The sequence below is a fragment of the Paenibacillus humicus NBRC 102415 genome (genome assembly GCF_004000905.1).
Lineage (GTDB): Bacteria > Bacillota > Bacilli > Paenibacillales > Paenibacillaceae > Paenibacillus_O > Paenibacillus_O humicus.
This window is the reverse complement of sequence record NZ_BIMD01000015.1, coordinates 64,873-87,360: the sequence shown is the minus strand read 5'-3', so window position 1 is coordinate 87,360 and position 22,488 is coordinate 64,873. Positions and strand designations below refer to the sequence as shown.

Below are 22,488 nucleotides of genomic sequence, written 5' to 3'. Positions count from 1 at the left end.
TTCCCTCCCCTCCGGTTGTGTATAACTCTGTCCACAGTAAGCATGAAGAGTTTCCTCAAGATTTTCCAAATACCCACAATTTGTGCACATCTTGTACACCGTTCCATGTGGATAACGGAACGCTTGTTCCTTGAAAACAGCCCATGCTAAGATTGGGAAGAAATAGAAATTCAATTCGAAAGGAGGCTGAAATATGGAGTTGTTGTCTGATGAGCTGCTGATCGAGACTTACTTCAGCGCGGTCCAGTTCAATCTGGATTACGATTTCATCAAGCTTTTGAAGGGTGAGCTGAAGCGCAGACAACTGAGTCCCGAATCCATACTTTTAGGCGCTTGATGACTTCTTGGCCGCGCTTGTTGTTCCACGGCCATCCGGATGGAAATCAGGGATGGACGATCACAGCTCAATGCGGACGCTGACTCCGCAGCTGCTGGAGCAGGCGGGACAATACACCATATGATAACAAGCCTGTTCCAATCCGCCGGACAGATCGTCGGTCTGTACTGGCGAGTACGGCGAATACGGGCCTGCATAATCCGCCGCGGGACCGCAGTCTTCGGCCGGTCCTGCGCAGTGCGGGCATGCCGCATAGAGAAGCCGGATTCCATTGCATACGGGACACATAAAATAGGGTACCCTCCCAAGACATCGTTTGCTGCCGCTCAATCGGAAGCATGGCGCATGTCGAGGTAGGATACCCTTATTTTTTCGGTTCTAACGGGTCTGATTCGAGGATCTTCTTCCGTTATGGCCTACAGCTTGAGATTGCTGCTATGTCCAGGCGAGAGCTTGGCGGAAGGATCGATATAGACTTTGGCGTTGTTGACGGCCGTCGGCGCTTCGCCGAAACCGACCGCGATCAGCTTCAGCTTGCCCGGATAAGTCGTGATGTCGCCGGCAGCGAAGATACCGGGCACGCTCGTCTCCATCCGGGTGTCGACGACGATGCTGCCTCCCTCGATATCGAGGCCCCACTCGGCGATCGGGCCGAGAGACGATACGAAGCCGAAGTTGACGATGACCGTATCCGTATCCAGCACGGTCTCCTCGCCGGTCTTCACATGGCGCAGAGTGACCCGCTCAATGTAGACCTCGCCCTCCAGCTTGGCGATCTCGGTCGGGACAAGCACCCGGACGGTGGATTCCTGCAGCTTGGCTACGCTGTGCTCATGAGCGCGGAATTTATCCCTTCTATGGATCAGGGTGACGCTTTCGGCGATCGGCTCGAGCATGAGCGCCCAGTCGACGGCGGAATCGCCGCCGCCGCTGATCAGCACCTTTTGGCCCTTGAACTGATGCAGATCGCTGACGAAGTAATGCAGGTTCTTCTTCTCGTACAGCGCCGCCTCCGGCAGCTCGAGCCGGCGGGGCTCGAAGGCGCCGACGCCTGCCGTGACGATGACGGCGCGGGCCCAGTGGACAGCTTTGTCGGTACGAATCTCGAACAGCCGCTCCCCGTGCTTGACGAGAGAGGTTACCTTCTCCTCCAGGCACACTTCCGGCGCGAAATGATCCAGCTGCCGCCGCAGCGAATCGACGAGCTCCTGGGCGGTAACCTTGGGAAAGCCGGCGACATCGTAGATGTGCTTCTCGGGATACAGGGCGGCGAGCTGGCCGCCCAACTGCGGCATGCTTTCAATGATCTTGACGGATGCCTGGCGCATGCCGCCGTAAAAGGCGGCGAACATGCCTGCCGGCCCGCCGCCGATAATGGCGATGTCGACCGGTTCCGCATTGGATTCCAATCCTGTCATTTCCGCACCTCCAGAACATGGGCTACAGGATCATTATACGCCTGCCCGGGCGTCCAAGGGAAACGGCGCAATTGTACGTTCTTCTAATTATTTTCGTAGGAAATGACCTTGATGTGCCAATCCTTATTTTGATATCATGGCAGGAGTATATTTGGATCATTAGATAGCAGGATGTCAAGAGATGGATTGGAAGGGAACGCCATATGAGCAATATACCGAAGATCGTCATACTGGGAGCAGGCTACGGAGGCATTCTGACCGCGCTGAAGCTCCAGAAGCAGCTGAACTACAACGAAGCGGACGTCACGCTTGTCAACAAGCACGACTACCATTATATTACGACCCATTTGCATATGCCGGCAGCGGGAACGGACAATCCCGAGAATGCCCGCGTCAATATTTCCAAGCTGATCGATGAATTCAAGATCGACTTCGTGAAGTCCACGGTCGTGCAGATCCGGACGCAGGACAAGAAGGTCATTCTGGAGGACGGAACGCTGTCCTACGACTATCTGGTCATCGGCCTCGGCGGAGAGCCGGAAACGTTCGGCATCCCGGGCCTCGCCGAGCATGCGATGAACATCCGCAGCATCAACTCGGTCCGCCTCATCCGCGAGCATATCGAGTACCAGTTCGCGAGGTACAAGCGGGAGCCGCATCGCACCGATTACCTGACGTTCGTCGTCGGGGGAGCGGGCTTCACCGGCATCGAGTTCGTCGGCGAGCTGGCCGACCGCATCCCGCAGCTATGCCGCGCGTTCGACGTGGACCGCTCGCTCGTGAAGCTCTACAACATCGAGGCGGCGCCGTCCGCGCTGCCGGGCTTCGATCCGGAGCTGGTGAAGTACGGCATGGACGTGCTGGCCAAGAAAGGCGTCATCTTCCGCATCGGGACCGCGATCAAGGAATGCTCGCCCGACGGCGTCATCGTCGGCGACGGCGAGGAGATCCGCTCCAAGACCGTCATCTGGACCGGGGGCATCCGCGGCAACCGGCTGATCGACGAGGCCGGCTTCGAGACGATGCGCGGCCGCGTCAAGGTCGACGACTACCTGCGGGCTCCGAACCAGGAGAACATCTACATCATCGGGGACAATTCCCTGATGTTCAACGAAGAGGGCCGTCCGTATCCGCCGACCGCCCAGATCGCCATGCAGCAGGGCGTCACCTGCGCCCACAACCTGGTCGCGGCGATCCGCAGCCAGCCGCTGAAGACATTCGCCTTCAGCAACAAGGGCACGGTCGCCTCGCTCGGCAAAGGCGAGGGCATCGGCGTCGCCTTCGGCAAGAAATACCAGGGCCGCAAGGCCGCCTGGCTGAAGAAGATGATCGACCTGCGCTACCTGTTCATCATCGGGGGAATCCCGCTCGTCCTGCGCAAAGGGAAGTTCTTCTAATGCGCCACTGCAGCGTGCAGGTGCGCGGCCTGCTGACGAGAGACGAGCTTGACCGGTACAACGCGCTGATGGAAGTGGGCTCCTATCTGGAGTCCCAGAACCGCCACGACTTGGCCTATACCGTCCAGAAGGAAGTGGACAGGCTCATCGAGCCGGGCATCGAGCGGCTCAAGGAGAAGGGCCGGCAGCGCGACCGGGACACCGAGGAATATCTGAATGCCAAGAGGCTGGCCGCCGAGGCCGGTCTCGAGGATGACGAAGACGAGGATTGAAGCGAAAAAGCCGCAGGCTGAAAGGGGAAAACCCTTCCGCCTGCGGCTTTACTTCTGCTGCCATGCGCCTGCTGCGCAGAGCCTGCCTCGACCGGGATATCCCGGTCAGGGCATCAAACGGACAGCAGCTGCTCCAGCTTGGCGCCGTCGAGCAGATTGCCGATGAAAAACTCGCCGAAGTCGCCGTAGCGAGCGCTCACCTCGTCGAACCGCATCTCGTAGACGAGCTTCTTGAACTGGAGGGCGTCCTCCGCGAACAGCGTCACGCCCCATTCCCAGTTGTCGAAGCCGACGGAGCCGCTGATGATCTGCTTGACCTTGCCGGCGTACTGGCGGCCGATCATGCCGTGGCTGCGCATCATCGCGCGCCGCTCGTCCATGCCGAGCATATACCAGTTGTCGCCGCCGTCGCGGCGCTTGTTCATCGGATAGAAGCAGATGTGGCGGGCTTTCGGAAGCGTCGGCTTGAGGCGGGCCACGATGTCCGGGTTCTGCATCGGATCCTCGCCCGGCTTGCTCATGTAGTTGCTGAGCTCCACGATGCTGACATAGGAGTAAGCGGGCTTCGTATAGTCGCCGAGCGGACTCTTGTTGAAGCTCGTCTCCAGTTCGCTGAGCTCCTCAAGCGTCTCGCGAAGATGCATGATGACGAAGTCGGCTTTCTGGCCGACGACGGAATAGAACGCCGTGCTGCCCTTGCGGTCCTGCTCGTCGCGTGTCCACCCGGCCAGCATGGATTGGATGGAGTCCAGCGCGGAAGCGCGGTCTCCGGCGCCGGCCGCTTTCCAGGCCTGCCAGTCGATCGTGCGGAAATCATGGAGAACGTACCAGCCCTCCAGCGTTTGTGCTGCGTCACTCATTTCCGTTGTTTCTCCTTCCATAAGAAGGGCATGCCTGCACCCCTCCTGCCATGTCTCCCATTGTATCGAATCGCCTCAAGCAGAGCAACCGGAGCGGGAAGCTGCAAATTGACTTGCGGGCAGGCTTGGCATAAACTTAGAAGGAACCGCGTTTGGTATGCGAGAACGGAAGGATGATAGGCGGCATGCTTCAAATTATAATTGCGACGGTGCTCTTTTTTGTGATGATGTTTGGAATCGGATTCATCCTGAACATGCTCATGAAGACAACCTGGTTTCCGATTTATCTGTTCCTGATCGTACTGGTGCCGATCTACATATGGTCCACCTGGGACCACAGCGTCTCGGTGGCCGATAATATAGGAGAGTTCACGTTCATCGATTGGATGCCGGTCATCGGCGCCCTTGTCGGAGCCTATGTAAGCGGGTATGCCATCCGCAAGCTCCGCATCGGCGGCTTCAAGATGTTCTAGGCTTTTGCCGGAGTTTCAAAAAGGAAAGCGGCCGACATGCGGCGCTTTCGCGGCCTGCTCGTTCCATAGGCTGCGGGCGCTGCCATGTCTTTTTTTTCTCTCCCGCCCAAGGAGATCCCGGCTCGGCTCCGCATGGGGCCGGCCGATGAGGGCGGCGCCATAAAATGGTCGGGCAAGAAGGCTGGACCGGCTTCCCGAATGGTGTCGGATAGGCTCGATTCTATGATACACTAGTAGGACGAAGAAAGAAGGGGTGGAAGAAACGATGCGCATAGACAGCCGGCTGCAATTCACCGAACATCACCGGTTCTGTGTGTACCGGAGCTTCTCGCTAAGTCCGCTCGACCAGCGGATGCTGACGCTTATCTACCAGCCGATGACGGGAGCGGCAGCCGCTTCCCTCTATCAGTTCCTTTATTATCAGGTCGCGGAGGGCTACAGCGGGTATTCCTCTCTCGACAGCCAGCGCAAGCTGTTCCTCGGTCTAGGCCTCGACATGAACGATGCCGGCCGCCGGGAGCTGGCCGCATGCGCTTCCGTTCTGGAGGCGCTCGGCTTGCTGACGACCTGCCGGCTGTTCCTGCCGGGCCAGGAGGACGTCATGTACGAATACGAGCTGACAGCGCCGCTGTCGCCGGCCGAGTTTTTCCAGAACCAGCATCTGAGCATGCTGCTGCGGGACAAGGTCGGCAAGTACGGCGTCGTAAGCCTCCAGGAGTCGCTGTTCCAGCGGGAGCCGGACGAGCTCGCCCAGCATGAGCTGGTCAAGGAGAACATTTCGATGCCGTTCTACGAGCTGTTTCGTCTGAACGCCGCCGTCGATCTGGAGCTGGAGCAGGCTCTCGAGGAAACGTCGCCGGTCCGCAAGGCTCCGGTCCAGCCGGAGCAGCCGAGTGCCGGAATCCAGTATGGCGACCTTATCTACCGCTTTCCGCGGGGATCGGCGAACCGCCCTTACGTGGAGAGGCTGCGGGGGGATCAGGACCGGATGGCCCAACTGAATTACGTCGCATACAAATACGGTCTCGGGGCTGCCGACCTCAGCAGGCTGCTGGACGAAGAGGATGTATTCGACGGACGCGGGGAGCTGCAGCTCGACGACTTGCAGCTCAAGGCCGCCCAGATGTACCGGCAGGACCGCAAGCGCGAGAGCGACCGGGCGCGCCAGACTTCTCGGATGCAGGAGGAGACGGAAGCCGAGCAGCCGGAGCACGGCGTGCTCGCGGAGCATTATTTGCCGGTTCCGTCGCAGCTGTCCGGACGATGCGACATTCAGCAGTACAACATGCTGATGCGCAACGAGCCGCATACCCGCTTCCTGCGCCGGTTTTTCCCCGGCGCCGTGCCGGACTGGATCGAGCGGCAATTCGAGCGGATCGACCTTCACTACAAGCTGCCGGGACCGGTCATCAACGTGCTCGTCCATTATGTCTTCGGGATGAAGGGATCGTCGCGCGTCACGAAAACGTTCATTGAAGCGGTCGCCTCCAATATGCTCGTGCAGCAGGTGGACGAATTCGAGAAGGCGGTCGGTTATGTGAGGGAGCAGATTGAAGTGGAGCGCTCCCGCGAAGCCCAGCAGGCCGGCGCACCGGGCAGGGGGCAGGCTGCTTCCCAGCCGCGGAGCGCCCCGGCTGCCGGCGGCAGAGGCGGCTACCGCCGGACGGGAGCGTCGCGCAAGCCGGTGCTGCCGGTCGTGGGGGATGACGCCGCCGCTCCGGAGGTATCGCCGGAGGAGCTGGAAGAGATTTTGCAGCTTGCGCGCAAGCTGGACGGCAAGTAGAATTTGAGCCCATCGGGCTTTTTGGATAAACGGCCAGCATGAGAAAGAAAGGAGGAGGCAGCTATGGAATCCCTGAAGGATTTGCTCAAGACGATGCCGGGAGGAGCCCAGATTCGGGCCCGGGCCCAAAAGCAGCTGCAGGAGCTGCTGGACGATCCGGGCGTCCGCAAGCTGCGGGAGCAGCATCCCGATATTGACGAAGGCGTGGTGCGGCGCAATTCCAATCTGGTCTATCAATACGTCAAGGAGCATCGCAACTGCTCGGCCTGCCCGGGACTGGACGAATGCCCCAACGACTTCCAGGGCCATTATACGCTGCTGTCCGCGGACGGCTCCAGCGGCGAAACCCGCCTGATCGACCGGAAGACAGCCTGCCGCAAGTTCATCGCCCGCCGCAACGAGGAGCTGATCCGCAGCCGCATCCGCAGCTTCTACGTCAGCGACAAGGTGCTGGCCAAAGCGTATTCCTTCGAAGACATCGCGAGGAAGGACTCGGCCCGCCTGCCGGCGGTCAAGCAGATTCTTCAATATATCGACCGGACCAAAGAGCAGGGCCTACAGACGGACGGACTGTACTTGACCGGCCAGTTCGGAACGGGCAAGACGTTCCTGATGGGCTATATGATGGGAGAGCTGGCGAAGCTCGGCTACTCGGGCGTCATTGTCTACATGCCGGATTTCGTCGAGGATCTCAAGGCGATGTTCGGCGAGCCGGGCCGTCTCAAGGAGACGATCGATCTGATGAAGGAAGCCGATATTCTGATCTTCGACGACATCGGCGCCGAGAACCTGAGCCCGTGGGTTCGGGATCATGTCATGGGCTCGATTCTGAACTACCGGATGGAGCGCAAGCCGACCTTCTATACCTCGAACCACGCTCTCGACGATTTGGAGCAGCATTTCAGCTTCACGAGCAAGGACGGGGAGGAATACCACAAGGGCCGCCGGATCATGGACAGGATCCGCCCGTTCGTGGAGGTCATCATGGTCAAGGGAAGCAACAAGCGCGGATCCCGGGGAGCTAATCCGGGAGCGGAAACCTGAACATCTCAAGCCATAACGTCCCGATCGAGACTTCCGTCTCGCATCGGGGCTTTTTTTCGTTTTCTTCCCCTGCTTGACCGATTCTAACCAGCTTGCCCATGACGCTTTGCCGGAACAAGCCCGCGGCGAATTACCGGAAGTTTGCTCGAAACGTGACTTGTTTTGGATGAGACCGCCTTCGACAGAAACATTTCCTCCATAGTGCCGTTAAAGAGGGTACATTCGCTGGCCCGCATCCGCGATGCGGTTTTTTCTTCTTCCGCGGTTCCGGCAGAAAACCCTTAGGAGGACTGCAAAGATGAGGAAAATCGCTCTGGCATTGCTCGCGTTATCGTTGCTGCTTGGATTAGCCGTCCCAGCCGCGGGAGCGGCGACGCTGACGACGGAGGAGAAGTTCCAAGTGCTGAAGCGGCAAGGTATTATGACCGGTTTCGAGGACGGATCGTCTCGCCTGAACGAACCCATGTCCCGCGAACAGTTTGCTTCCGTGCTCTATAAGCTTCTCGAATTGCCTCATTCCAGTTCCACAGTCGGCTTCGCGGATGTTCTGAAGACACGCTGGTCGTTCACAGCGGTCCAAGCGGTGCGAAGCGCAGGCATCATGGTCGGCAAAGGAAATAATCGATTCGAGCCGACCGCCGCGGTGAAGGTCGAAGAGCTGGCTGTCGTGCTGCTGAAGGTCAACAGCATCCCTGCCGATCCGAAGTCCGGATTCGTTGGCAAAGCATCGGCCTGGGCGAAGGATGCGGTCGGAACCTCTCTTAACAAAGGCTGGATCGCCCCGAGGAACGACTACACGGTCAACGCTACGCGAGGTGTGCTCGTGGAGGCTGTCTACGCGGTCTATGCGGGCTGGGCCAGTGCGCTCGACGTGAAGTCGGTCGAAGGACTGAGCGTCCAGTCGGTGCGGGTGAATCTGAAGGCGAAGGCCGACTCGGCGGATATCGGACAATTCTCCCTGAGGGACGATCTCGGCAACGTCGTGCCGATCCTTCTCGCGACGGTCGGAGGAGACGGGATGTCGGTATTGCTTACAACAGGCTACCAAATCGAAAACCGCAAGCATACCTTAACCATCGAGAGCAAGGCGTGGGCGTACACTTCGGCGAGATCGGACATGGTGAAGCCGACGATAACTGCGTTCGACCGGTCAACAGCCCGCAGCTATGTCCTGACGTTCTCAGAGCAAGTTGACACCAAGACGGCAACGAGTCCCGCGAACTACTTGTTCTCCGGCGGATTGAAGATAACGACGCTGCAGCTCTCTTCGGACAAGAGGCAGGTCACGTTCTCCACGTCGGATCAGTCGGACAACACTCGGTACTGGCTGACCGTCAAGAACGTCAAGGATCTCGCCGGCAACGTCATGGACACGCGATCGGATTTGTCTATCGTAGGCAACGACGACACGACAAAGCCGGCGATCATCGATTCGGAATTTAAGGTGAATGCGGATGCTTCTTTGACCGTCAAATTCAGCGAGAAGGTGAATCGGGACATTGCCGTGCAGACCGGACGGTACAGCATCGACGGCTTGGCGATCGTATCAGCGAGTCTGGACAACGAGGGGCGCACCGTCACGCTTCGGACATCGGCCCAACATGACAAGACCGTGTACAGCCTTGCCGTATCCGGCATTCCCGACCTGGCTGGCAACATGATGGATAAAAAATCCGGCCTTCTGTTCGGGGGCATCTCCAATCCGATCCTGCCGGTGAAGCTTCAGAGCATAGCCGCGGTTAACGAGAACACCCTGGAGATCGCGTTCGACAGAGATATCAAGGACGCAGACGTCGGTTCCTTAGCAGCAACGATTCTCAAGGATAACGGTGCCAACGTCTCGATGTCCGGCTGGAGCAAATATGTCGTCCGCAAGCCGGGAACGAAAAGGATCGTTGCGGTCCAATTCCGCACGGGAACCGATTCGAATCCGAGCTTGTTCGATCCTGGCCACGTATACACGGCGAGGGTAACAGGCGTGTCGTCGCTCATCTCGCGGGACGGCGCGAACGAATCCGCGTTCGCGGGAACCATAGCCGCCAACGAGGCTCCTTATGCGAAACAGGTGATTGTCTTGAACCGAACGACGATTAAGGTCGTATTCAGCGAACCGGTGAAAAACGTGAACGAGCCATATTTCGTGATGAAGGAACAGGGAGGAGATGCTGTCGGCATCTCCCATGACGAATTGAACAACACGGGCGCGGTTGTCACCGAGGTGACGCTGAAGCTGTCCAAGGATATGACGCCGGGCCAGGTCTATGTTCTCACGTTCAAACCGGGCATAACCGATGCGGCAGCCTTCAACGGATGGAAGACGAAAAACGGCAATGAGGACATCAGCCTTCTGTTCACAGGTGTTTAATTTTCCAGCACTCATTGACGGCTGCCGAAAGAATGGACCGTTCTCACCCGAGAAGTACAACCTCTTTTATTGACGAGACACCTAATGGTGTCTTATGATTGAAATGTCACCAATTGGTGTCCGGTTATCGGTTCAATTGAATACGTAGGAGAGGGTGTTGTGAGCGAGAACAGCCCGCTGCGGGATGTATATGACGCGATTGCGGACCCGACCAGGCGTAGGCTGATCCGTCTGCTGGCAGAGGCGGATGAGATGCCGCTTCATGAATTGACGGCTCAGTTCGAGATGGGCCGCACAGCCGTATCCAAGCATTTGAGCATTTTAAAGGAAGCTGGACTCGTGCGCGACCGCAAGGTCGGCAGGGAAACGCGGTTCAGGCTGCATGCCGCTCCGCTAAGAGAAATTCAAGATTGGGTCGCTTTCTACAGCAAGTTCTGGAGCGCGAATATGTCGCGCCTGAGTCGACTATTAGAGGAGGAAGAAGAATGAGTTTAACCTTATCCTTGGATTTCCAGTATACGGCGTCGATCGAGAAGCTTTGGTCCGCCATAACCGATTCCGGCAAGCTTGCCAAGTGGGTCGTCGATATTCACAACGGCCAGCCGATGGAAAATGATTTCAAGCCCGTCGTAGGACACCGTTTCCAGTTCCGCACCCAGCCGTCCGAATGGTGGGATGGAATCATCGATGGCGAAGTGCTTGTCGTGGAAGAGCCCGACAAGCTGTCCTATACCTGGGCAAGCGGCGCAGAGAAGCACACGGTTACGTGGACGCTGCAGGATTTGGGGGACGGAAAGGTCAACCTGCATCTCGAACAAGTCGGATTCACAAATGCCCAAGGACTCGAAGGCGCTAAATACGGCTGGAGCAAATGGTGCGGGGAGCTTGAGAAGGTGTTGGCGCTATAGGCAATTTCATTCCGTATGGCGGGAGCTTACCCGTCCTGAATGCTGTACGATGGGGTTCGACAGGGGAACCTGCTCAACCCGAAACAGACCTAAACCGGCTGCATGCAACCTGCAGCCGGTTTAGGTCTGTTCGGATCATCGGACAAGCTCTTGCCGTTTCTTTTTTGTACGCATGAATTCATCCGGAAATGCCGGAAGGAAAGAATAGAAAAATCGGGAGGCGTCAAGCCATGAGCGAATCGAATCAGGAGTACATCGTCATCTCGGGTGCGAGGGAAAACAATCTCAAGGGCGTATCCTTGCGCATTCCCAAGCGGAAGATTACGATCTTCACCGGAGTATCCGGATCCGGCAAGTCCTCGATCGTTTTCGATACCATCGCCGCAGAATCCCAGCGTCTGCTGAATGAAAACTTCAGCATGTTCGTCCGCAGCTTCCTGCCGCGTTTTCCGCAGCCGGACGCAGACGCGATCGAGAACCTCAGCATGGCCGTCATCGTGGATCAGAAGCGGCTGGGCGGCGGCTCCCATTCCACGATGGGCACGATCACCGATATCTCTCCCATTCTCCGCCTTCTATTCTCCCGCGTGGGACAGCCCTATGTTGGAAAAGCGAACATGTTCTCCTTCAATGACCCGCAAGGCATGTGTCCCGAGTGCAACGGGCTCGGCCGCAGCCTGTGCGTCGACCTGAGCAAGGCGGTGGACATGTCGAAGTCGCTGAATGAAGGGGCCGTCATGCTTCCCGGCTATGCGGTGAACAGCTGGGATTGGAATATGATCGTCCAGTCGCGGCCCTTCGATACCGACAAGAAGCTGAGCGAATATAACGATGAGGACCTGGAGCAGCTGCTGTACGGCAAAGCCAGGAAAGTGAAGATGGATTTTGCGGGCAAGGCGACGAACATTACGGTGGAAGGCGTCATCGAGAAGTTCACGAACAAATACATCAAGCAGGATGTGAAGACGAAGTCGGAGCGCACCCAGCAGACTGTCGCGCCTTACATCACCGAGGGCGCCTGTTCCAGCTGCCACGGCGCGAGGCTCAGCCGGGCCGCGCTCAACTGCCGAATCAATGGATACAACATCGCGGAGCTGTCTTCCATCGAGGTCGGCCGTCTCATCGCCGTCATTCGGGAGATCGACGATCCGGCCGCCGCGCCGGTAATCAAGTCGCTGTCGGATCGGCTGCAGCATCTGGTCGATATCGGGCTCGACTATTTGACGCTGGACCGGGAGACGGATACGCTGTCCGGCGGCGAGTCGCAGCGCGTCAAGATGGTGAAGCATCTGAGCGGCAGCCTGGTGGATGTCACCTACATCTTCGATGAGCCCAGCGTCGGCTTGCATCCCCGTGATGTGCACCGGCTGAACGGGCTGCTTCAGAAGCTTCGCGACAAGGGCAATACCGTGCTGGTCGTCGAGCATGATCCCGATGTCATCAAGGTGGCGGATCATATTGTCGACGTCGGGCCTTATGCCGGCAGCCGCGGCGGCTCCATCGTGTATGAAGGAAGCTTTCAACAGCTGCTGGAGTCCGGCACGCTGACAGGCACCCATATGAAGCGCCCGCTCCAGCTGAAGAGCGATTGCAGGCAGCCGACCGGCAAGCTTCACATCAAGGAAGCCACGCTGCACAACCTGCGGAGCTTGAGCGTGGATATTCCAGCCGGGGTGCTGACCGTCGTTGCGGGTGTCGCCGGCTCGGGCAAGAGCACGCTGATCAACGAAGTGTTCCTCGGCCAGCATCCGGATGCGATCGTCATCGACCAATCGGCGATAGGGGTGTCGACGCGCTCGAATCCCGCGACCTACACAGGCATCATGGACGATGTGCGCAAGGCGTTCGCTTCCGCGAACAAGGTGAGCCCGAGCTTGTTCAGCTTCAACTCCAAGGGGGCCTGCGAGAACTGCCAAGGGCTGGGAGTCGTGTACACCGACCTCGGCTACCTCGACAGCGTGAAGCTGCCCTGCGAAGTCTGCGGAGGCAGAAGGTTCAAGGAAGAGGTGCTCACGTACAAGCTGAACGGCAAGTCGATCGCAGAAGTTCTGGAGATGACGGTGGAGCAGGCATTGGATTTCTTTAAGCTAAAAGAAGTTGCGCGCAAGCTCCAGGCGATGAGCGATGTAGGGCTGAACTATGTTACGCTCGGCCAGCCGCTCAGCACGCTCTCTGGCGGAGAATGCCAGCGCATCAAGCTCGCAAGCAAGCTGCACAAGCAGGGCAGCATCTACGTGATGGACGAGCCGACGACCGGCCTTCATATGTCCGATATCGGTCATCTGCTGGAGATCATGAACCGTCTCGTGGATGCCGGCAACACCGTCATCGTCATCGAGCACAACCTCGAGGTGATCAGCCAAGCGGATTGGATCATCGATATGGGACCGGACGGAGGCAGCAAAGGCGGCCGGATCGTGTTCGAGGGCACGCCGGCGCAGATCGTCCGGGCGGAGCAGTCGATCACGGGAAAATACTTGAGGTAAGCAGCAGAACAGAGCATGTGAAAACGGGTTGAGCCCGCAACCGGCGGAGAGCTGGACTGGCGGGAACGACATGAATGGCGGCAAAGGCAAGGGCAGCTGAGGGCTAATCGCAGCTGCCCTTTTCCATTCAAGCGGCGCCATGGGGATGAATATGAACCTGCCCGCATCCGGGAGAGATGCCTTCGAGGCGTCTAGACTTTCCGGAACGCGGATCAACATGAGCACCGCATGGGAACGGTATCAGCGGCAGTTATGGACGCTATAAGGGTTATTGAAAAATCCGTTGACACCAATGGGAATAGGCTGGTATTATTTGATCCATAAACCAACTAAACAACTAGGAATTATCTCACTTGTTACCGGACCACCGGAACAGGCGGACTTATCTTCCATGAAGGGGTGCTCGTCCATGACAAAGAAAAAGCTTCGCACGCTGCCTCTCCTGTTGCTCTCGGCTTCTCTCGCCTTCACCCTTACCGCCTGCGGCTCCGGCAACAACAGCAAGAATGGAAATGCAGCGTCCGGCAATGCCGGAGGCGCGGCCAACGCCGCAGCCAATGACGGCGGCGCCAAGGCAGAGCCTAAAGGGCCTGTCGAGCTGCTCAACGTATCCTACGATCCTACCCGCGAGCTGTATGTGGCGTATAATGCGGCATTCGCGAAATACTGGAAAGACAAGACAGGCCAGGAAGTAACGGTGAAGCAGTCGCATGGCGGCTCCGGCAAGCAGTCGCTCTCCGTCATCGGCGGCCTCAAGGCCGATGTCGTCACTTTGGCGCTCGGCTACGATATCGACGCCATCGCCGAAAAAGGACTGATCAACAAGGATTGGAGCTCGAAGTACGAGGACAACAGCGCTCCATACACGTCCACGATCGTCTTCCTCGTCCGCAAGGGCAATCCGAAGGGCATCAAGGACTGGAACGATCTCGTGAAGCCGGGCGTGGAGGTCATTACGCCGAATCCGAAAACATCCGGCGGCGCCCGCTGGAACTATTTGGCGGCATGGGGCTACGCCTCCAAGCAGGACGGCGGCGACGAAGCCAAAACGAAGGATTTCATGAAGCAGCTGTTCAAGAACGTTCCGGTGCTCGACTCCGGCGCGCGCGGCGCGACGACGACGTTCACGGAGCGCGGCATCGGCGATGTCCTGCTTGCGTGGGAGAACGAGGCTTTCCTTTCCCAGAAGGAGCTAGGGGACAAATTCGAGATCGTCTATCCTTCGATCAGCGTGCTGGCGGAGCCTCCGGTAGCCGTCGTCGACAAGGTCGTGGACCAGAAGGGCACCCGCGAGGTCGCCGAGGAATATCTGAAGTATCTGTACAGCGACGAAGGCCAGAAGATCGCCGCCGACAATTTCTACCGTCCGATCAACAAGAGTATCGCGGAGCAGTACAAGGACAAATTCAAGGAGCTTGACCTGCTCCAGATCGACAAGGACTTCGGCGGCTGGGCCGAAGCGCAGAAGAAGCATTTCGCCGACGGCGGAACGTTTGACGAAATTTACACGCCGGGATCCAAGTAAAAGGTTCTGGACGATACAGGAGCTGACTTCACATGAAAGGTTCCCGCACTCGGAGCATTTTACCCGGATTCGGATTGTCGATGGGCATCACCGTGTTCTACCTTTGCATCATCGTGCTGATTCCGCTGTCTTGCGTTCTGCTCAAGACGGCGGAGCTCAGCTGGGGAGAGTTCTGGTCGACGGTGACCGCTCCCCGCGTCATGGCTTCCTACCGCATCAGCCTGCTGACTTCGCTGGCGGCGGCGGTCATCAACGTCGTGTTCGGCTTCATCGTCGCATGGGTGCTGGTACGCTATTCGTTTCCGGGCCGCAAGTTCCTGGACAGCCTCGTCGACCTGCCGTTCGCGCTTCCGACCGCAGTCGCCGGCATCGCCCTGACGGCCATCTACGCGCCTAACGGCTGGGTCGGAAAATGGCTGGAGCCGCTTGGCATCAAGGTGGCCTTCACGCCGCTCGGCATTACGATCGCCTTGATCTTCATTGGTTTGCCCTTCATCGTCCGGACTGTCCAGCCCGTATTGGAGGATCTGGACGCAGAGGTCGAGGAGGCGGCCGTCATGCTTGGAGCCGGAAGATGGCGCACGATTCTGCGCATCGTGCTGCCGGAGCTGACGCCGGCGCTCCTGACCGGCTTCGCGCTTGCGTTCGCCCGGGGCATCGGCGAATACGGCTCCGTCGTCTTCATCTCCGGCAACATGCCGATGCGCACGGAGATTACTCCGCTGCTGATCATGACGAAGCTGGAGTCGTTCGAGCTGGAGCAGGCGACGGCGATCGCTCTTGTGCTGCTCGTCATCTCGTTCGCCATGCTGCTTCTCATCAATTACATCCAGTGGCGGGCCGGCAGGCGCGCGCTGTCGCGATAGGAGGATTGCCCTGTGGCCGGTACCGTAACTTCCCGATTGTCCGCCAAGGCCGTTGTCCGGGCGAAGCCCGTAAGCGAGCCGCGTGCCGTCAAATGGCTGCTCATCGGCATCGCCTTCGTCTTTCTTGCGCTGATCGTCCTGCTGCCTTTGCTCACCGTCTTCATTGAAGGAATGAAGCGGGGCTGGGATGTGTATATCAGCGCCTTGACTGATCCCGACGCCGTGTCTGCCCTCAAGCTGACGCTGCTCGTAGCCGTCATCGCGGTACCCTTGAACGCCGTCTTCGGCGTGGCTGCCGCCTGGCTCGTAACCAAGTTCAGCTTCCGCGGCAAAAACCTGCTCGTGACGCTGATCGACCTGCCGTTCTCGGTGTCGCCCGTCATCGCGGGCTTCATTTTCCTGCTGCTCTTCGGCGCCCAGGGTTATCTCGGCCCATGGCTGGATGAGCATAATCTGCAAATCGTATTTGCGACTCCAGGCATCGTGCTCGCGACGATGTTCGTGACCTTTCCTTTTGTAGCCCGAGAGCTGATTCCCCTTATGCAGGCCCAGGGCACGCAGGAGGAGGAAGCAGCCGCCACGCTTGGGGCGAAGGGATTACGAATCTTCTGGAACGTTACGCTTCCCAACATCAAATGGGCCCTTCTGTACGGCATCGTGCTCTGCAACGCGAGGGCCATGGGAGAGTTCGGCGCCGTATCGGTCGTATCGGGACATATCCGCGGAGAAACGAACACCCTGCCTCTGCATGTGGAAATACTGTACAACGAGTATCAGTTCTCGGCATCCTTTGCCGTGGCTTCGCTGCTGATGATGCTGGCGCTTGTTACGCTTGGCGCGAAAAGTCTCGTGGAATGGAAAACCGCGCAGCGGAATAAAGAAACACTGGAGGGATAACGGATGGCGAAACCTGTGGAATTGGATGAAGCCTGGCTGGAGCGCATCGCCGACCAGGTCAACGGGCTGGAGTACGGAGCGGTGGTCATTACAGTTCATGACGGACGCATCGTGCAGATCGACCGTACGGAGCGCAAGCGGTTCGATGCCGCCGCCCTTCGGCAGCAGGGTGCCGCCGCGGCACAGGGATGAATTCAATGCAAGCCGAGCAGGGATAAAAGGACGGGATAGGGGTTGCCCCTATCCCGTCCTTTTTGGTTCTGCCGGCCGGCCTTGCGCCTGGAGTCATGCGCGGCAAATCAAGTGCCCGATCTGGATTCAGTTGGCGTCATCCCATTCCAGATCCTCCATGCCGGCGCCTGCGGCCATGGCGAGCTGGGGCACAGAGCTGTTGAGGCTCGGCATCATGCTTGCAGCTCCTGGAGCGTGCGCGATGAGATGGTACTGCTGAGTCGGTCTCGACGACCAAAGAGTAAATAGGCCGATAAAAATGAATACCCTCCTGGCCGGAGCCGGAGGGTTGAATTGGATGTGTGGGTGGAACGGATGCCTAGGAAATAATGTATTTGACAACCACCATGATAATATAGGCAACGGTCATAAAGCCAAGCATGCCGCCGAATCCGACCATAAGATCCATCAGGTCGTCACGCGGTTCCTCGTTCAGATGCTCGCGCGGATCTCTTACATTGACGCTTTCCATTGTTCGCCCTCCTCGCTTCAAGACTCAGGTATCGCCGTCCCGGCCCGGAGGCCGTTATGTATCCGGACAAGACGTTATCGCATCAGCTTGTAATAGTATACCCAACCTGGCGGAGTTATGTAAAGGTGAAATTTGGCTTTTGGAACCGCTGCCGAAAGCGGGATCCGGCCGCGGCTGACGGGTGTCGGCTCCCTGTGCTACAATAGAGAATACGGCAAAAGGCCAGCGGGGCCGAGCCGCGAAAGGTGGATTGTCCATGGATCCCATCAAGGGGAAGCTAGCGCTCCTTCCCGACCAGCCGGGCTGTTATCTGATGAAGAACGGCGAAGGCACCATCATCTATGTCGGCAAGGCCAAAGTGCTGAAAAATCGTGTCCGTTCCTATTTCAACGGAACCCATAACGGCAAGACGCAGCGTCTCGTCTCGGAAATCCGGGATTTTGAATATATCGTCACGGCAAGCAACATGGAAGCGCTCATTCTGGAGTGCAACCTGATCAAGCAGTATCACCCCCGGTACAACGTGCTTTTGAAGGATGACAAGTCCTTTCCTTATATCAAGATTACGAATGAGAAGCATCCGAAGCTGGAGGTTACCCGGCGGATCGTGAAGGACAAGGGCAAATATTTCGGTCCGTATCCGAACGCCTATGCGGCGCAGCAGACCAAGAAACTGCTGGACCGCCTGTATCCGCTTCGCAAATGCAACACGCTGCCCGACAAAGTGTGCCTGTACTACCATCTCGGCCAGTGCCTCGCCCCTTGCGAATTCCCGGTGGAGCAGGCGACGTACGACTCCATGGTGCAGGAGATCGCCCGCTTCCTGAACGGCGGCCAGGACGAGGTCAAGGCGGAGCTGCAGCGCAAAATGCTGGAGGCTGCGGAATCGATGGAGTTCGAGCGCGCCAAGGAATACCGCGATCAGATCACGGCGATCGATGCCGTCATGGAAAAGCAGAAGATCACGCTCGCCGACGCGCTCGACCGCGACGTGTTCGGCTATGCCACCGACAAGGGGTGGATGTGCGTGCAGATTCTGTATATGCGCAGCGGCAAGCTGATCGAGCGCCATACGACGACCTTCCCTTATTACGGCGAGGCATATGACGACTTCATGACGTTCGTCACCCAGTACTACAGCGACAACCCGGCTCTGCCGAAGGAAATTCTGCTGCCGGTGCCGCCGGGCGAGCTTCATGCCGGTGCGCCGGAAGAAACGGCAGACTCCGGGCCGTCCGCCGGCCGCGAAAATCAAGCCGCCGCAGCGGCGGCATCTGCGTCTGAAGTGGAGATGGAAGAATCTGAAGCGGCGGCATCATCTGCGAAGATTGCAGAGGTCGCAGCGGACGACGGCGGCGAGGCTGCCGCGGGATCCCATGCGGAGGAGATCCGCACTTCTCTTCAGAGCTGGCTCAAGATCAAGGTCCACATGCCGCAGCGGGGGCGCAAGCGCGAAGTCGTCGGCATGGCGGAGGGCAACGCAAAGGTGACGCTCGACGAGAAATTCAAGCTGATCGAGCGCGATGAGGAACGCAGCGTCAAAGCCGCTTCGGGCTTGGCAGCTTCCATCGGCTTGACGACGATCCGGCGCATCGAGGCGTTCGACAACTCCAATATCCAGGGAACGAATCCGGTATCGGCCATGGTCGTCTTCATCGACGGCAAGCCGGACAAGAAGGAGTATCGCAAGTACAAGGTCAGGACCGTCCAAGGGCCCGATGATTACGAGACGATGCGCGAGGTCATCCGCCGGCGGTACGAGAGGGTGCTCAAGGAAGGGCTGGAGCTTCCCGATCTTATCGTGGTGGACGGCGGCAAGGGGCAGATCAGCGCGGCGGTCGACATCCTCGAGAACGAGCTCGGCCTTCAGGTGCCGGTATGCGGACTCGTGAAGGATGCCAAGCACAAGACGGCGCAGCTTATGGTCGGCGATCCGCCGGAGCCGGTCATGCTGCCGCGCGACAGCCAGGAATTCTATCTGCTGCAGCGCATCCAGGACGAGGTCCACCGCTTCGCGATCACGTTTCACCGAGAGCAGCGGGGCAAGTCGATGGTTCAATCGACGCTGGATTCCATTCCCGGCATCGGGGAGAAGCGGCGCAAGCAGCTGCTGAAGCATTTCGGCTCCCTCAAGAAGATCCGCGAAGCGACCGCCGAGGAGTTCAAGCCGCTCGGCATCGGCTCCGCTCTGGCGGAGCGGATCGTGGCGGCGCTCAAGGAAGAGTAGCGTTCCCCTGCCGCGAGACCGGCAAGACACGGAATGAAGCCTGCTTGGCAGCAGCGCCGCGATCGGCGGAGGCTGGCCGAGCAGGCTTTTTTGACGGCTTCTTCTTGACTGCCCCGCCTGACATGCCGGCAGAGTCCCGAACGGAGGTCCCGGAAAAGGCCGGACAAAGGTCCAGTTCATCCGCTGGATGACGTCATGCTATCATGGTGAAGCTGGAAAAAGGCTTCGGCGAGCATGGAGGGAATTCATGAACAAAAACTACGTTCCGATTCTGTTATGGAGCATGGCGGCGGTGTACGTGCTGCTGATGGCGGAGCTGCTCTTCCTGAGGGAGGGGGACGGCTTGAGAAGCTTCAATCTGATCCCATTCCATACGATTCAGGAATACATGAACGCCGACGGCGGCATGCGCAGGAATGCGGTGGACGTCAACATATGGGGCAATATCTTGCTCTTTGTTCCCGCCGGGATCTATGCCATGCTGATCGGCAAGTCCGGATCGATATGGCCCAGGCTTGCAGCGGTCGCGCTGCTCAGCGCAGGCGTGGAGGCCGGTCAGTATATTCTGGCCGTAGGGGCGGCGGATATCGACGATGTGATCCTCAACTCGACAGGCGGCTTGATCGGAATCACGATCTATTCCGTCCTGAAGCTGGGATTGAGAAAGCAGGAGCGGGTCAAGCTCTTCCTGTCTCTCTTGTCGGCCGGAGTCGGCGTGCCGGTTCTGCTCCTGTCCCTCGTTCTGTACGCCGTCAACCGGGTGTGAGCCCAAAGCAAAAAGCAGAGAATCCGGAGATTCTCTGCTTTTGTTCTGAAGCGCTGATGACTGGAGCTTAACCGGGCGCCAGCGGAATGCTGCTGCTCCGCCGCGAGCCGTACCATTTCATCGCCCAGGCCACGCCGGCAGGCGCGGCGATGTAGACGACGCCAGCAACGATATTGCCGGCTCCGCCGATCAGGAAGAGCGAGATCGACATCAGCACGGAGTCCATGATGGCATGGGCGAATACCGCCGTGAAAAATCCGAACCGGAGGAAGATGTATCCGAACAGAAGGCCGAGAATCGTCAGCTCGATCAGCCTCGTCGTAGACGGGTAGATCGGATAGGTCACATGCCCGAGCGCCCAGATGATCGTAGGGATGAGACAGGCGGCGAACGGGTTTTTCAGCCATTTCATCAGGAGGCCGATGCCGAACAGCCGGTATACGGCCTCCTCCTGGATGGCCGCGCACCACGCCAGCAGCGGCATCAGCAGCGGAGCGGCGAGGTTGTAGGGCGACTGGGTCACGTCGCTTGTCGACCAGGCTCCGGTAAATGCCGACAGGCCGACCAGGATAACGGTCTGCAGGCCGAGAAGGATGAAGCCGAGCACATAGGCGAGCTTCATGCTGCTCCATGCGGTCTCTCCGAAGCGGGACTCGCGGGAGGTCAGCCACAGCCGCCTGCCCTGCGCGCGCCATAACCCGTCCCCGGCGACGAGGGAGAAGTAGGCGGATAGGGCGAGCAGGAAGGTGAGGCCCATCGTGATGACGAGCTGGACCTGGACGACGGTCTCGGCGTTGGGCCGCGCTCCATACATGGCACGGAGGCCGTCGAGCATGTTCACGTTGTTGACGGCATAGAAGCCGAGGAACACGAGGCTGATCGCCCAGCCGCGGCGGAAGGAGCTGTACTTCCTCATGAGGACGGAATAAATGACGGCGAGAATGAACAGGATTCCGCTCGGCAGCAGATTGCCCAGCAGCGACAGGCTGGAGGCGATCCGGTCCTGATCCGCCGTGTAGGCGAGGTAATCCTTGGGCACTTCATAACGCGGCGTGAATTCCGCCAGGACGGTCTTGCCGCCAGACTCCGCTGCGGCGGCGGATGGCGGAGCGGCCTCGATGGTGAGGCGGGCCTGGCCGATCTGTCCTCCCTGCACGGCATACACCGTCTTGTAGCCCGCCGATTCTCCAACCCTCTCCAGCTTGCCGTAGCCGAGCTCGGCGGCTTGCTTGGCGGCGAGACGGTCGAGCTGTTCCGCGCTCGGGGCAAGGACGTCCGAGGATTCGCCGGCAGAGGGCTTGAACACCTGCTTCCAGCCGATCACCCGGCCGCTGGACATGCCGACCTCGACGAACATCTGCCCTTCGGGCAGGGAGAGGGACACCTGCCACGTATCGGTCGGAACGATCTTGCCGGGACCCTCATCGAATTTTTTGGCGAGCTTTTCTTTGCTGAGGTAACCGGTGATGTCCCGGTCGGATTGGTGGACCGTATGGGCGGTGAGAGGCTCGGAGCCGGTCAGCTGCCGGGCGAAAGCCATCGCTGCCTGCTGAGCGTCGGCCTTGGGAACAGGCTTGCCGGAAGCTTCCTCTCCCGACAGCCCTCCCGCGAAGGAAGGGATGATTTGCAAAATCAGGAAGATGGCGGCTCCAATGATTCCCGTCCAAAAGTACTTTCGATAGCTTTTCTCCAACTCGGAGCTGTTCATGATTGTCCTCCTGACGATGCCTGACTGCAGGGCGAGCTTTTATAACCTTACCACAGCGGCTTTCAAATTATCCATGCCGAGGCAGGGAGAGATCGAGATTTCGCGCAAAAGAAAGAGCAAGGGCAGGATTGCGCCTTGCTGCGCTTGTCCCAGCACTCTTTTCCGCCCCATATCGCCCAGCAAGCTTGGATTGGGACATTGGTAACCCGTCCTCTATCCTATATAATCAAATCCGACCATATAGAACAGCCGAATTTCCAAAAGAATACGGGGGAACCATATAGCTGCCTGGAGCAGCTTGGGGTGAATTCCGTTCCGGCGCAGGCGGCAGCCTGTCGGGAGCGGATAGGGCAGCCGTCATGCCCGAATCCGACAGCTAACCTCGGAGGCTGCTTGACCGGACTCGCAGGGCGCACAGGCACTTGGGTTTCCAGTGCTTTTTTTGTGCTTTCG

Annotated in this window: 20 protein-coding genes and 1 riboswitch; of the genes, 16 read left to right on the top strand and 4 right to left on the bottom strand. The window is 58.7% G+C overall.

Annotated features, from left to right (window positions below; all coding sequences use genetic code 11):
• Positions 1 to 193 precede the first annotated feature (193 nt).
• Entirely contained in the window at positions 194 to 337 is a 144-nt protein-coding gene (locus PHU01S_RS11720; protein WP_021880090.1) for a sporulation histidine kinase inhibitor Sda, read from the top strand.
• A 416-nt stretch (positions 338 to 753) separates the two neighbouring features.
• Here PHU01S_RS11720 and PHU01S_RS11715 read toward each other — a convergent pair whose 3' ends face one another.
• Positions 754 to 1,755 (bottom strand): NAD(P)/FAD-dependent oxidoreductase, encoded by a 1,002-nt coding sequence (locus tag PHU01S_RS11715; RefSeq protein ID WP_021880088.1) that lies wholly within the window; start codon positions 1,753 to 1,755, stop codon positions 754 to 756.
• Between the two features lie 203 nt (positions 1,756 to 1,958).
• Here PHU01S_RS11715 and PHU01S_RS11710 point away from each other — a divergent pair, with 203 nt between their 5' ends.
• Together PHU01S_RS11710 and PHU01S_RS11705 are read left to right on the top strand one after the other, a co-directional pair.
• Positions 1,959 to 3,152, top strand: coding sequence for an NAD(P)/FAD-dependent oxidoreductase (locus tag PHU01S_RS11710; RefSeq protein WP_048748684.1), 1,194 nt, complete (start codon positions 1,959 to 1,961; stop codon positions 3,150 to 3,152).
• Complete coding sequence (locus PHU01S_RS11705) at positions 3,152 to 3,424, top strand: hypothetical protein (protein WP_021880086.1); 273 nt, start codon at positions 3,152 to 3,154, stop codon at positions 3,422 to 3,424. The genes PHU01S_RS11710 and PHU01S_RS11705 overlap by 1 nt, the downstream gene beginning before the upstream one ends.
• Positions 3,425 to 3,537: 113 nt before the next feature.
• Here the strand turns inward: PHU01S_RS11705 and hemQ are convergent, their stop codons facing one another.
• A complete protein-coding gene (gene hemQ / locus PHU01S_RS11700) occupies positions 3,538 to 4,284 on the bottom strand; it encodes a hydrogen peroxide-dependent heme synthase (RefSeq protein WP_049869691.1) in 747 nt (248 codons plus the stop codon).
• Between the two features lie 185 nt (positions 4,285 to 4,469).
• Here hemQ and PHU01S_RS11695 point away from each other — a divergent pair, with 185 nt between their 5' ends.
• From PHU01S_RS11695 to PHU01S_RS11645, 11 genes are all read left to right on the top strand, one after another.
• Positions 4,470 to 4,757 carry a YuiB family protein gene (locus tag PHU01S_RS11695; protein ID WP_083436575.1) on the top strand — a complete coding sequence of 96 codons (288 nt, stop codon included), beginning with the start codon at positions 4,470 to 4,472 and terminating at the stop codon, positions 4,755 to 4,757.
• A gap of 265 nt (positions 4,758 to 5,022) precedes the next feature.
• Positions 5,023 to 6,540: a replication initiation and membrane attachment family protein gene (locus PHU01S_RS11690; RefSeq protein ID WP_127507717.1), complete on the top strand. Its 1,518-nt coding sequence runs from the start codon at positions 5,023 to 5,025 to the stop codon at positions 6,538 to 6,540.
• Positions 6,541 to 6,603: 63 nt separating this feature from the next.
• Complete coding sequence (dnaI, locus tag PHU01S_RS11685; protein ID WP_021878071.1) at positions 6,604 to 7,584, top strand: primosomal protein DnaI; 981 nt, start codon at positions 6,604 to 6,606, stop codon at positions 7,582 to 7,584.
• A 298-nt stretch (positions 7,585 to 7,882) separates the two neighbouring features.
• A complete protein-coding gene (locus PHU01S_RS11680; RefSeq protein ID WP_164763056.1) occupies positions 7,883 to 9,949 on the top strand; it encodes an Ig-like domain-containing protein in 2,067 nt (688 codons plus the stop codon).
• A 159-nt stretch (positions 9,950 to 10,108) separates the two neighbouring features.
• The gene (locus PHU01S_RS11675) at positions 10,109 to 10,438 is read left to right on the top strand and encodes an ArsR/SmtB family transcription factor (protein WP_048744697.1); all 330 of its coding nucleotides are present in this window, start codon (positions 10,109 to 10,111) and stop codon (positions 10,436 to 10,438) included.
• Complete coding sequence (locus tag PHU01S_RS11670) at positions 10,435 to 10,857, top strand: SRPBCC family protein (RefSeq protein ID WP_021878068.1); 423 nt, start codon at positions 10,435 to 10,437, stop codon at positions 10,855 to 10,857. The genes PHU01S_RS11675 and PHU01S_RS11670 overlap by 4 nt, the downstream gene beginning before the upstream one ends.
• Positions 10,858 to 11,087: 230 nt before the next feature.
• Entirely contained in the window at positions 11,088 to 13,343 is a 2,256-nt protein-coding gene (locus PHU01S_RS11665) for an ATP-binding cassette domain-containing protein (RefSeq protein ID WP_127507713.1), read from the top strand.
• A gap of 409 nt (positions 13,344 to 13,752) precedes the next feature.
• On the top strand, positions 13,753 to 14,868 hold the full coding sequence (locus PHU01S_RS11660; protein ID WP_048744693.1) for a sulfate ABC transporter substrate-binding protein: 1,116 nt from the start codon (positions 13,753 to 13,755) through the stop codon (positions 14,866 to 14,868).
• Positions 14,869 to 14,900: 32 nt separating this feature from the next.
• Positions 14,901 to 15,734: a sulfate ABC transporter permease subunit CysT gene (gene cysT, locus PHU01S_RS11655; protein ID WP_021878064.1), complete on the top strand. Its 834-nt coding sequence runs from the start codon at positions 14,901 to 14,903 to the stop codon at positions 15,732 to 15,734.
• A 12-nt stretch (positions 15,735 to 15,746) separates the two neighbouring features.
• On the top strand, positions 15,747 to 16,631 hold the full coding sequence (gene cysW, locus PHU01S_RS11650; RefSeq protein ID WP_127507710.1) for a sulfate ABC transporter permease subunit CysW: 885 nt from the start codon (positions 15,747 to 15,749) through the stop codon (positions 16,629 to 16,631).
• A gap of 3 nt (positions 16,632 to 16,634) precedes the next feature.
• Positions 16,635 to 16,823, top strand: coding sequence for a YezD family protein (locus PHU01S_RS11645; RefSeq protein WP_021878062.1), 189 nt, complete (start codon positions 16,635 to 16,637; stop codon positions 16,821 to 16,823).
• A 358-nt stretch (positions 16,824 to 17,181) separates the two neighbouring features.
• Here the strand turns inward: PHU01S_RS11645 and PHU01S_RS11635 are convergent, their stop codons facing one another.
• Positions 17,182 to 17,334 (bottom strand): hypothetical protein, encoded by a 153-nt coding sequence (locus tag PHU01S_RS11635; RefSeq protein ID WP_021878061.1) that lies wholly within the window; start codon positions 17,332 to 17,334, stop codon positions 17,182 to 17,184.
• A 256-nt stretch (positions 17,335 to 17,590) separates the two neighbouring features.
• Between PHU01S_RS11635 and uvrC the strand changes: the two genes are divergently transcribed.
• Both uvrC and PHU01S_RS11625 read left to right on the top strand, forming a co-directional pair.
• Positions 17,591 to 19,561: an excinuclease ABC subunit UvrC gene (gene uvrC / locus PHU01S_RS11630; RefSeq protein ID WP_048744690.1), complete on the top strand. Its 1,971-nt coding sequence runs from the start codon at positions 17,591 to 17,593 to the stop codon at positions 19,559 to 19,561.
• A 247-nt stretch (positions 19,562 to 19,808) separates the two neighbouring features.
• Entirely contained in the window at positions 19,809 to 20,327 is a 519-nt protein-coding gene (locus PHU01S_RS11625) for a VanZ family protein (protein ID WP_164763055.1), read from the top strand.
• 67 nt (positions 20,328 to 20,394) lie between these two features.
• Here the strand turns inward: PHU01S_RS11625 and PHU01S_RS11620 are convergent, their stop codons facing one another.
• Positions 20,395 to 22,035 (bottom strand): CPBP family intramembrane glutamic endopeptidase, encoded by a 1,641-nt coding sequence (locus PHU01S_RS11620; RefSeq protein ID WP_049867943.1) that lies wholly within the window; start codon positions 22,033 to 22,035, stop codon positions 20,395 to 20,397.
• Positions 22,036 to 22,272: 237 nt separating this feature from the next.
• Positions 22,273 to 22,440: riboswitch (cyclic di-AMP (ydaO/yuaA leader) on the top strand.
• Positions 22,441 to 22,488: the final 48 nt, after the last annotated feature.

Bases quoted from the DNA above. Each gene is read 5' to 3' on its own strand.
- PHU01S_RS11720 (WP_021880090.1), top strand. From the start codon at position 194: ATGGAGTTGTTGTCTGATGAGCTGCTGATCGAGACTTACTTCAGCGCG.
- PHU01S_RS11715 (WP_021880088.1), bottom strand. From the start codon at position 1,755: ATGACAGGATTGGAATCCAATGCGGAACCGGTCGACATCGCCATTATC.
- PHU01S_RS11710 (WP_048748684.1), top strand. From the start codon at position 1,959: ATGAGCAATATACCGAAGATCGTCATACTGGGAGCAGGCTACGGAGGC.
- PHU01S_RS11705 (WP_021880086.1), top strand. From the start codon at position 3,152: ATGCGCCACTGCAGCGTGCAGGTGCGCGGCCTGCTGACGAGAGACGAG.
- hemQ (WP_049869691.1), bottom strand. From the start codon at position 4,284: ATGAGTGACGCAGCACAAACGCTGGAGGGCTGGTACGTTCTCCATGAT.
- PHU01S_RS11695 (WP_083436575.1), top strand. From the start codon at position 4,470: ATGCTTCAAATTATAATTGCGACGGTGCTCTTTTTTGTGATGATGTTT.
- PHU01S_RS11690 (WP_127507717.1), top strand. From the start codon at position 5,023: ATGCGCATAGACAGCCGGCTGCAATTCACCGAACATCACCGGTTCTGT.
- dnaI (WP_021878071.1), top strand. From the start codon at position 6,604: ATGGAATCCCTGAAGGATTTGCTCAAGACGATGCCGGGAGGAGCCCAG.
- PHU01S_RS11680 (WP_164763056.1), top strand. From the start codon at position 7,883: ATGAGGAAAATCGCTCTGGCATTGCTCGCGTTATCGTTGCTGCTTGGA.
- PHU01S_RS11670 (WP_021878068.1), top strand. From the start codon at position 10,435: ATGAGTTTAACCTTATCCTTGGATTTCCAGTATACGGCGTCGATCGAG.
- PHU01S_RS11665 (WP_127507713.1), top strand. From the start codon at position 11,088: ATGAGCGAATCGAATCAGGAGTACATCGTCATCTCGGGTGCGAGGGAA.
- PHU01S_RS11660 (WP_048744693.1), top strand. From the start codon at position 13,753: ATGACAAAGAAAAAGCTTCGCACGCTGCCTCTCCTGTTGCTCTCGGCT.
- cysT (WP_021878064.1), top strand. From the start codon at position 14,901: ATGAAAGGTTCCCGCACTCGGAGCATTTTACCCGGATTCGGATTGTCG.
- PHU01S_RS11645 (WP_021878062.1), top strand. From the start codon at position 16,635: ATGGCGAAACCTGTGGAATTGGATGAAGCCTGGCTGGAGCGCATCGCC.
- PHU01S_RS11635 (WP_021878061.1), bottom strand. From the start codon at position 17,334: ATGGAAAGCGTCAATGTAAGAGATCCGCGCGAGCATCTGAACGAGGAA.
- uvrC (WP_048744690.1), top strand. From the start codon at position 17,591: ATGGATCCCATCAAGGGGAAGCTAGCGCTCCTTCCCGACCAGCCGGGC.
- PHU01S_RS11625 (WP_164763055.1), top strand. From the start codon at position 19,809: ATGAACAAAAACTACGTTCCGATTCTGTTATGGAGCATGGCGGCGGTG.
- PHU01S_RS11620 (WP_049867943.1), bottom strand. From the start codon at position 22,035: ATGAACAGCTCCGAGTTGGAGAAAAGCTATCGAAAGTACTTTTGGACG.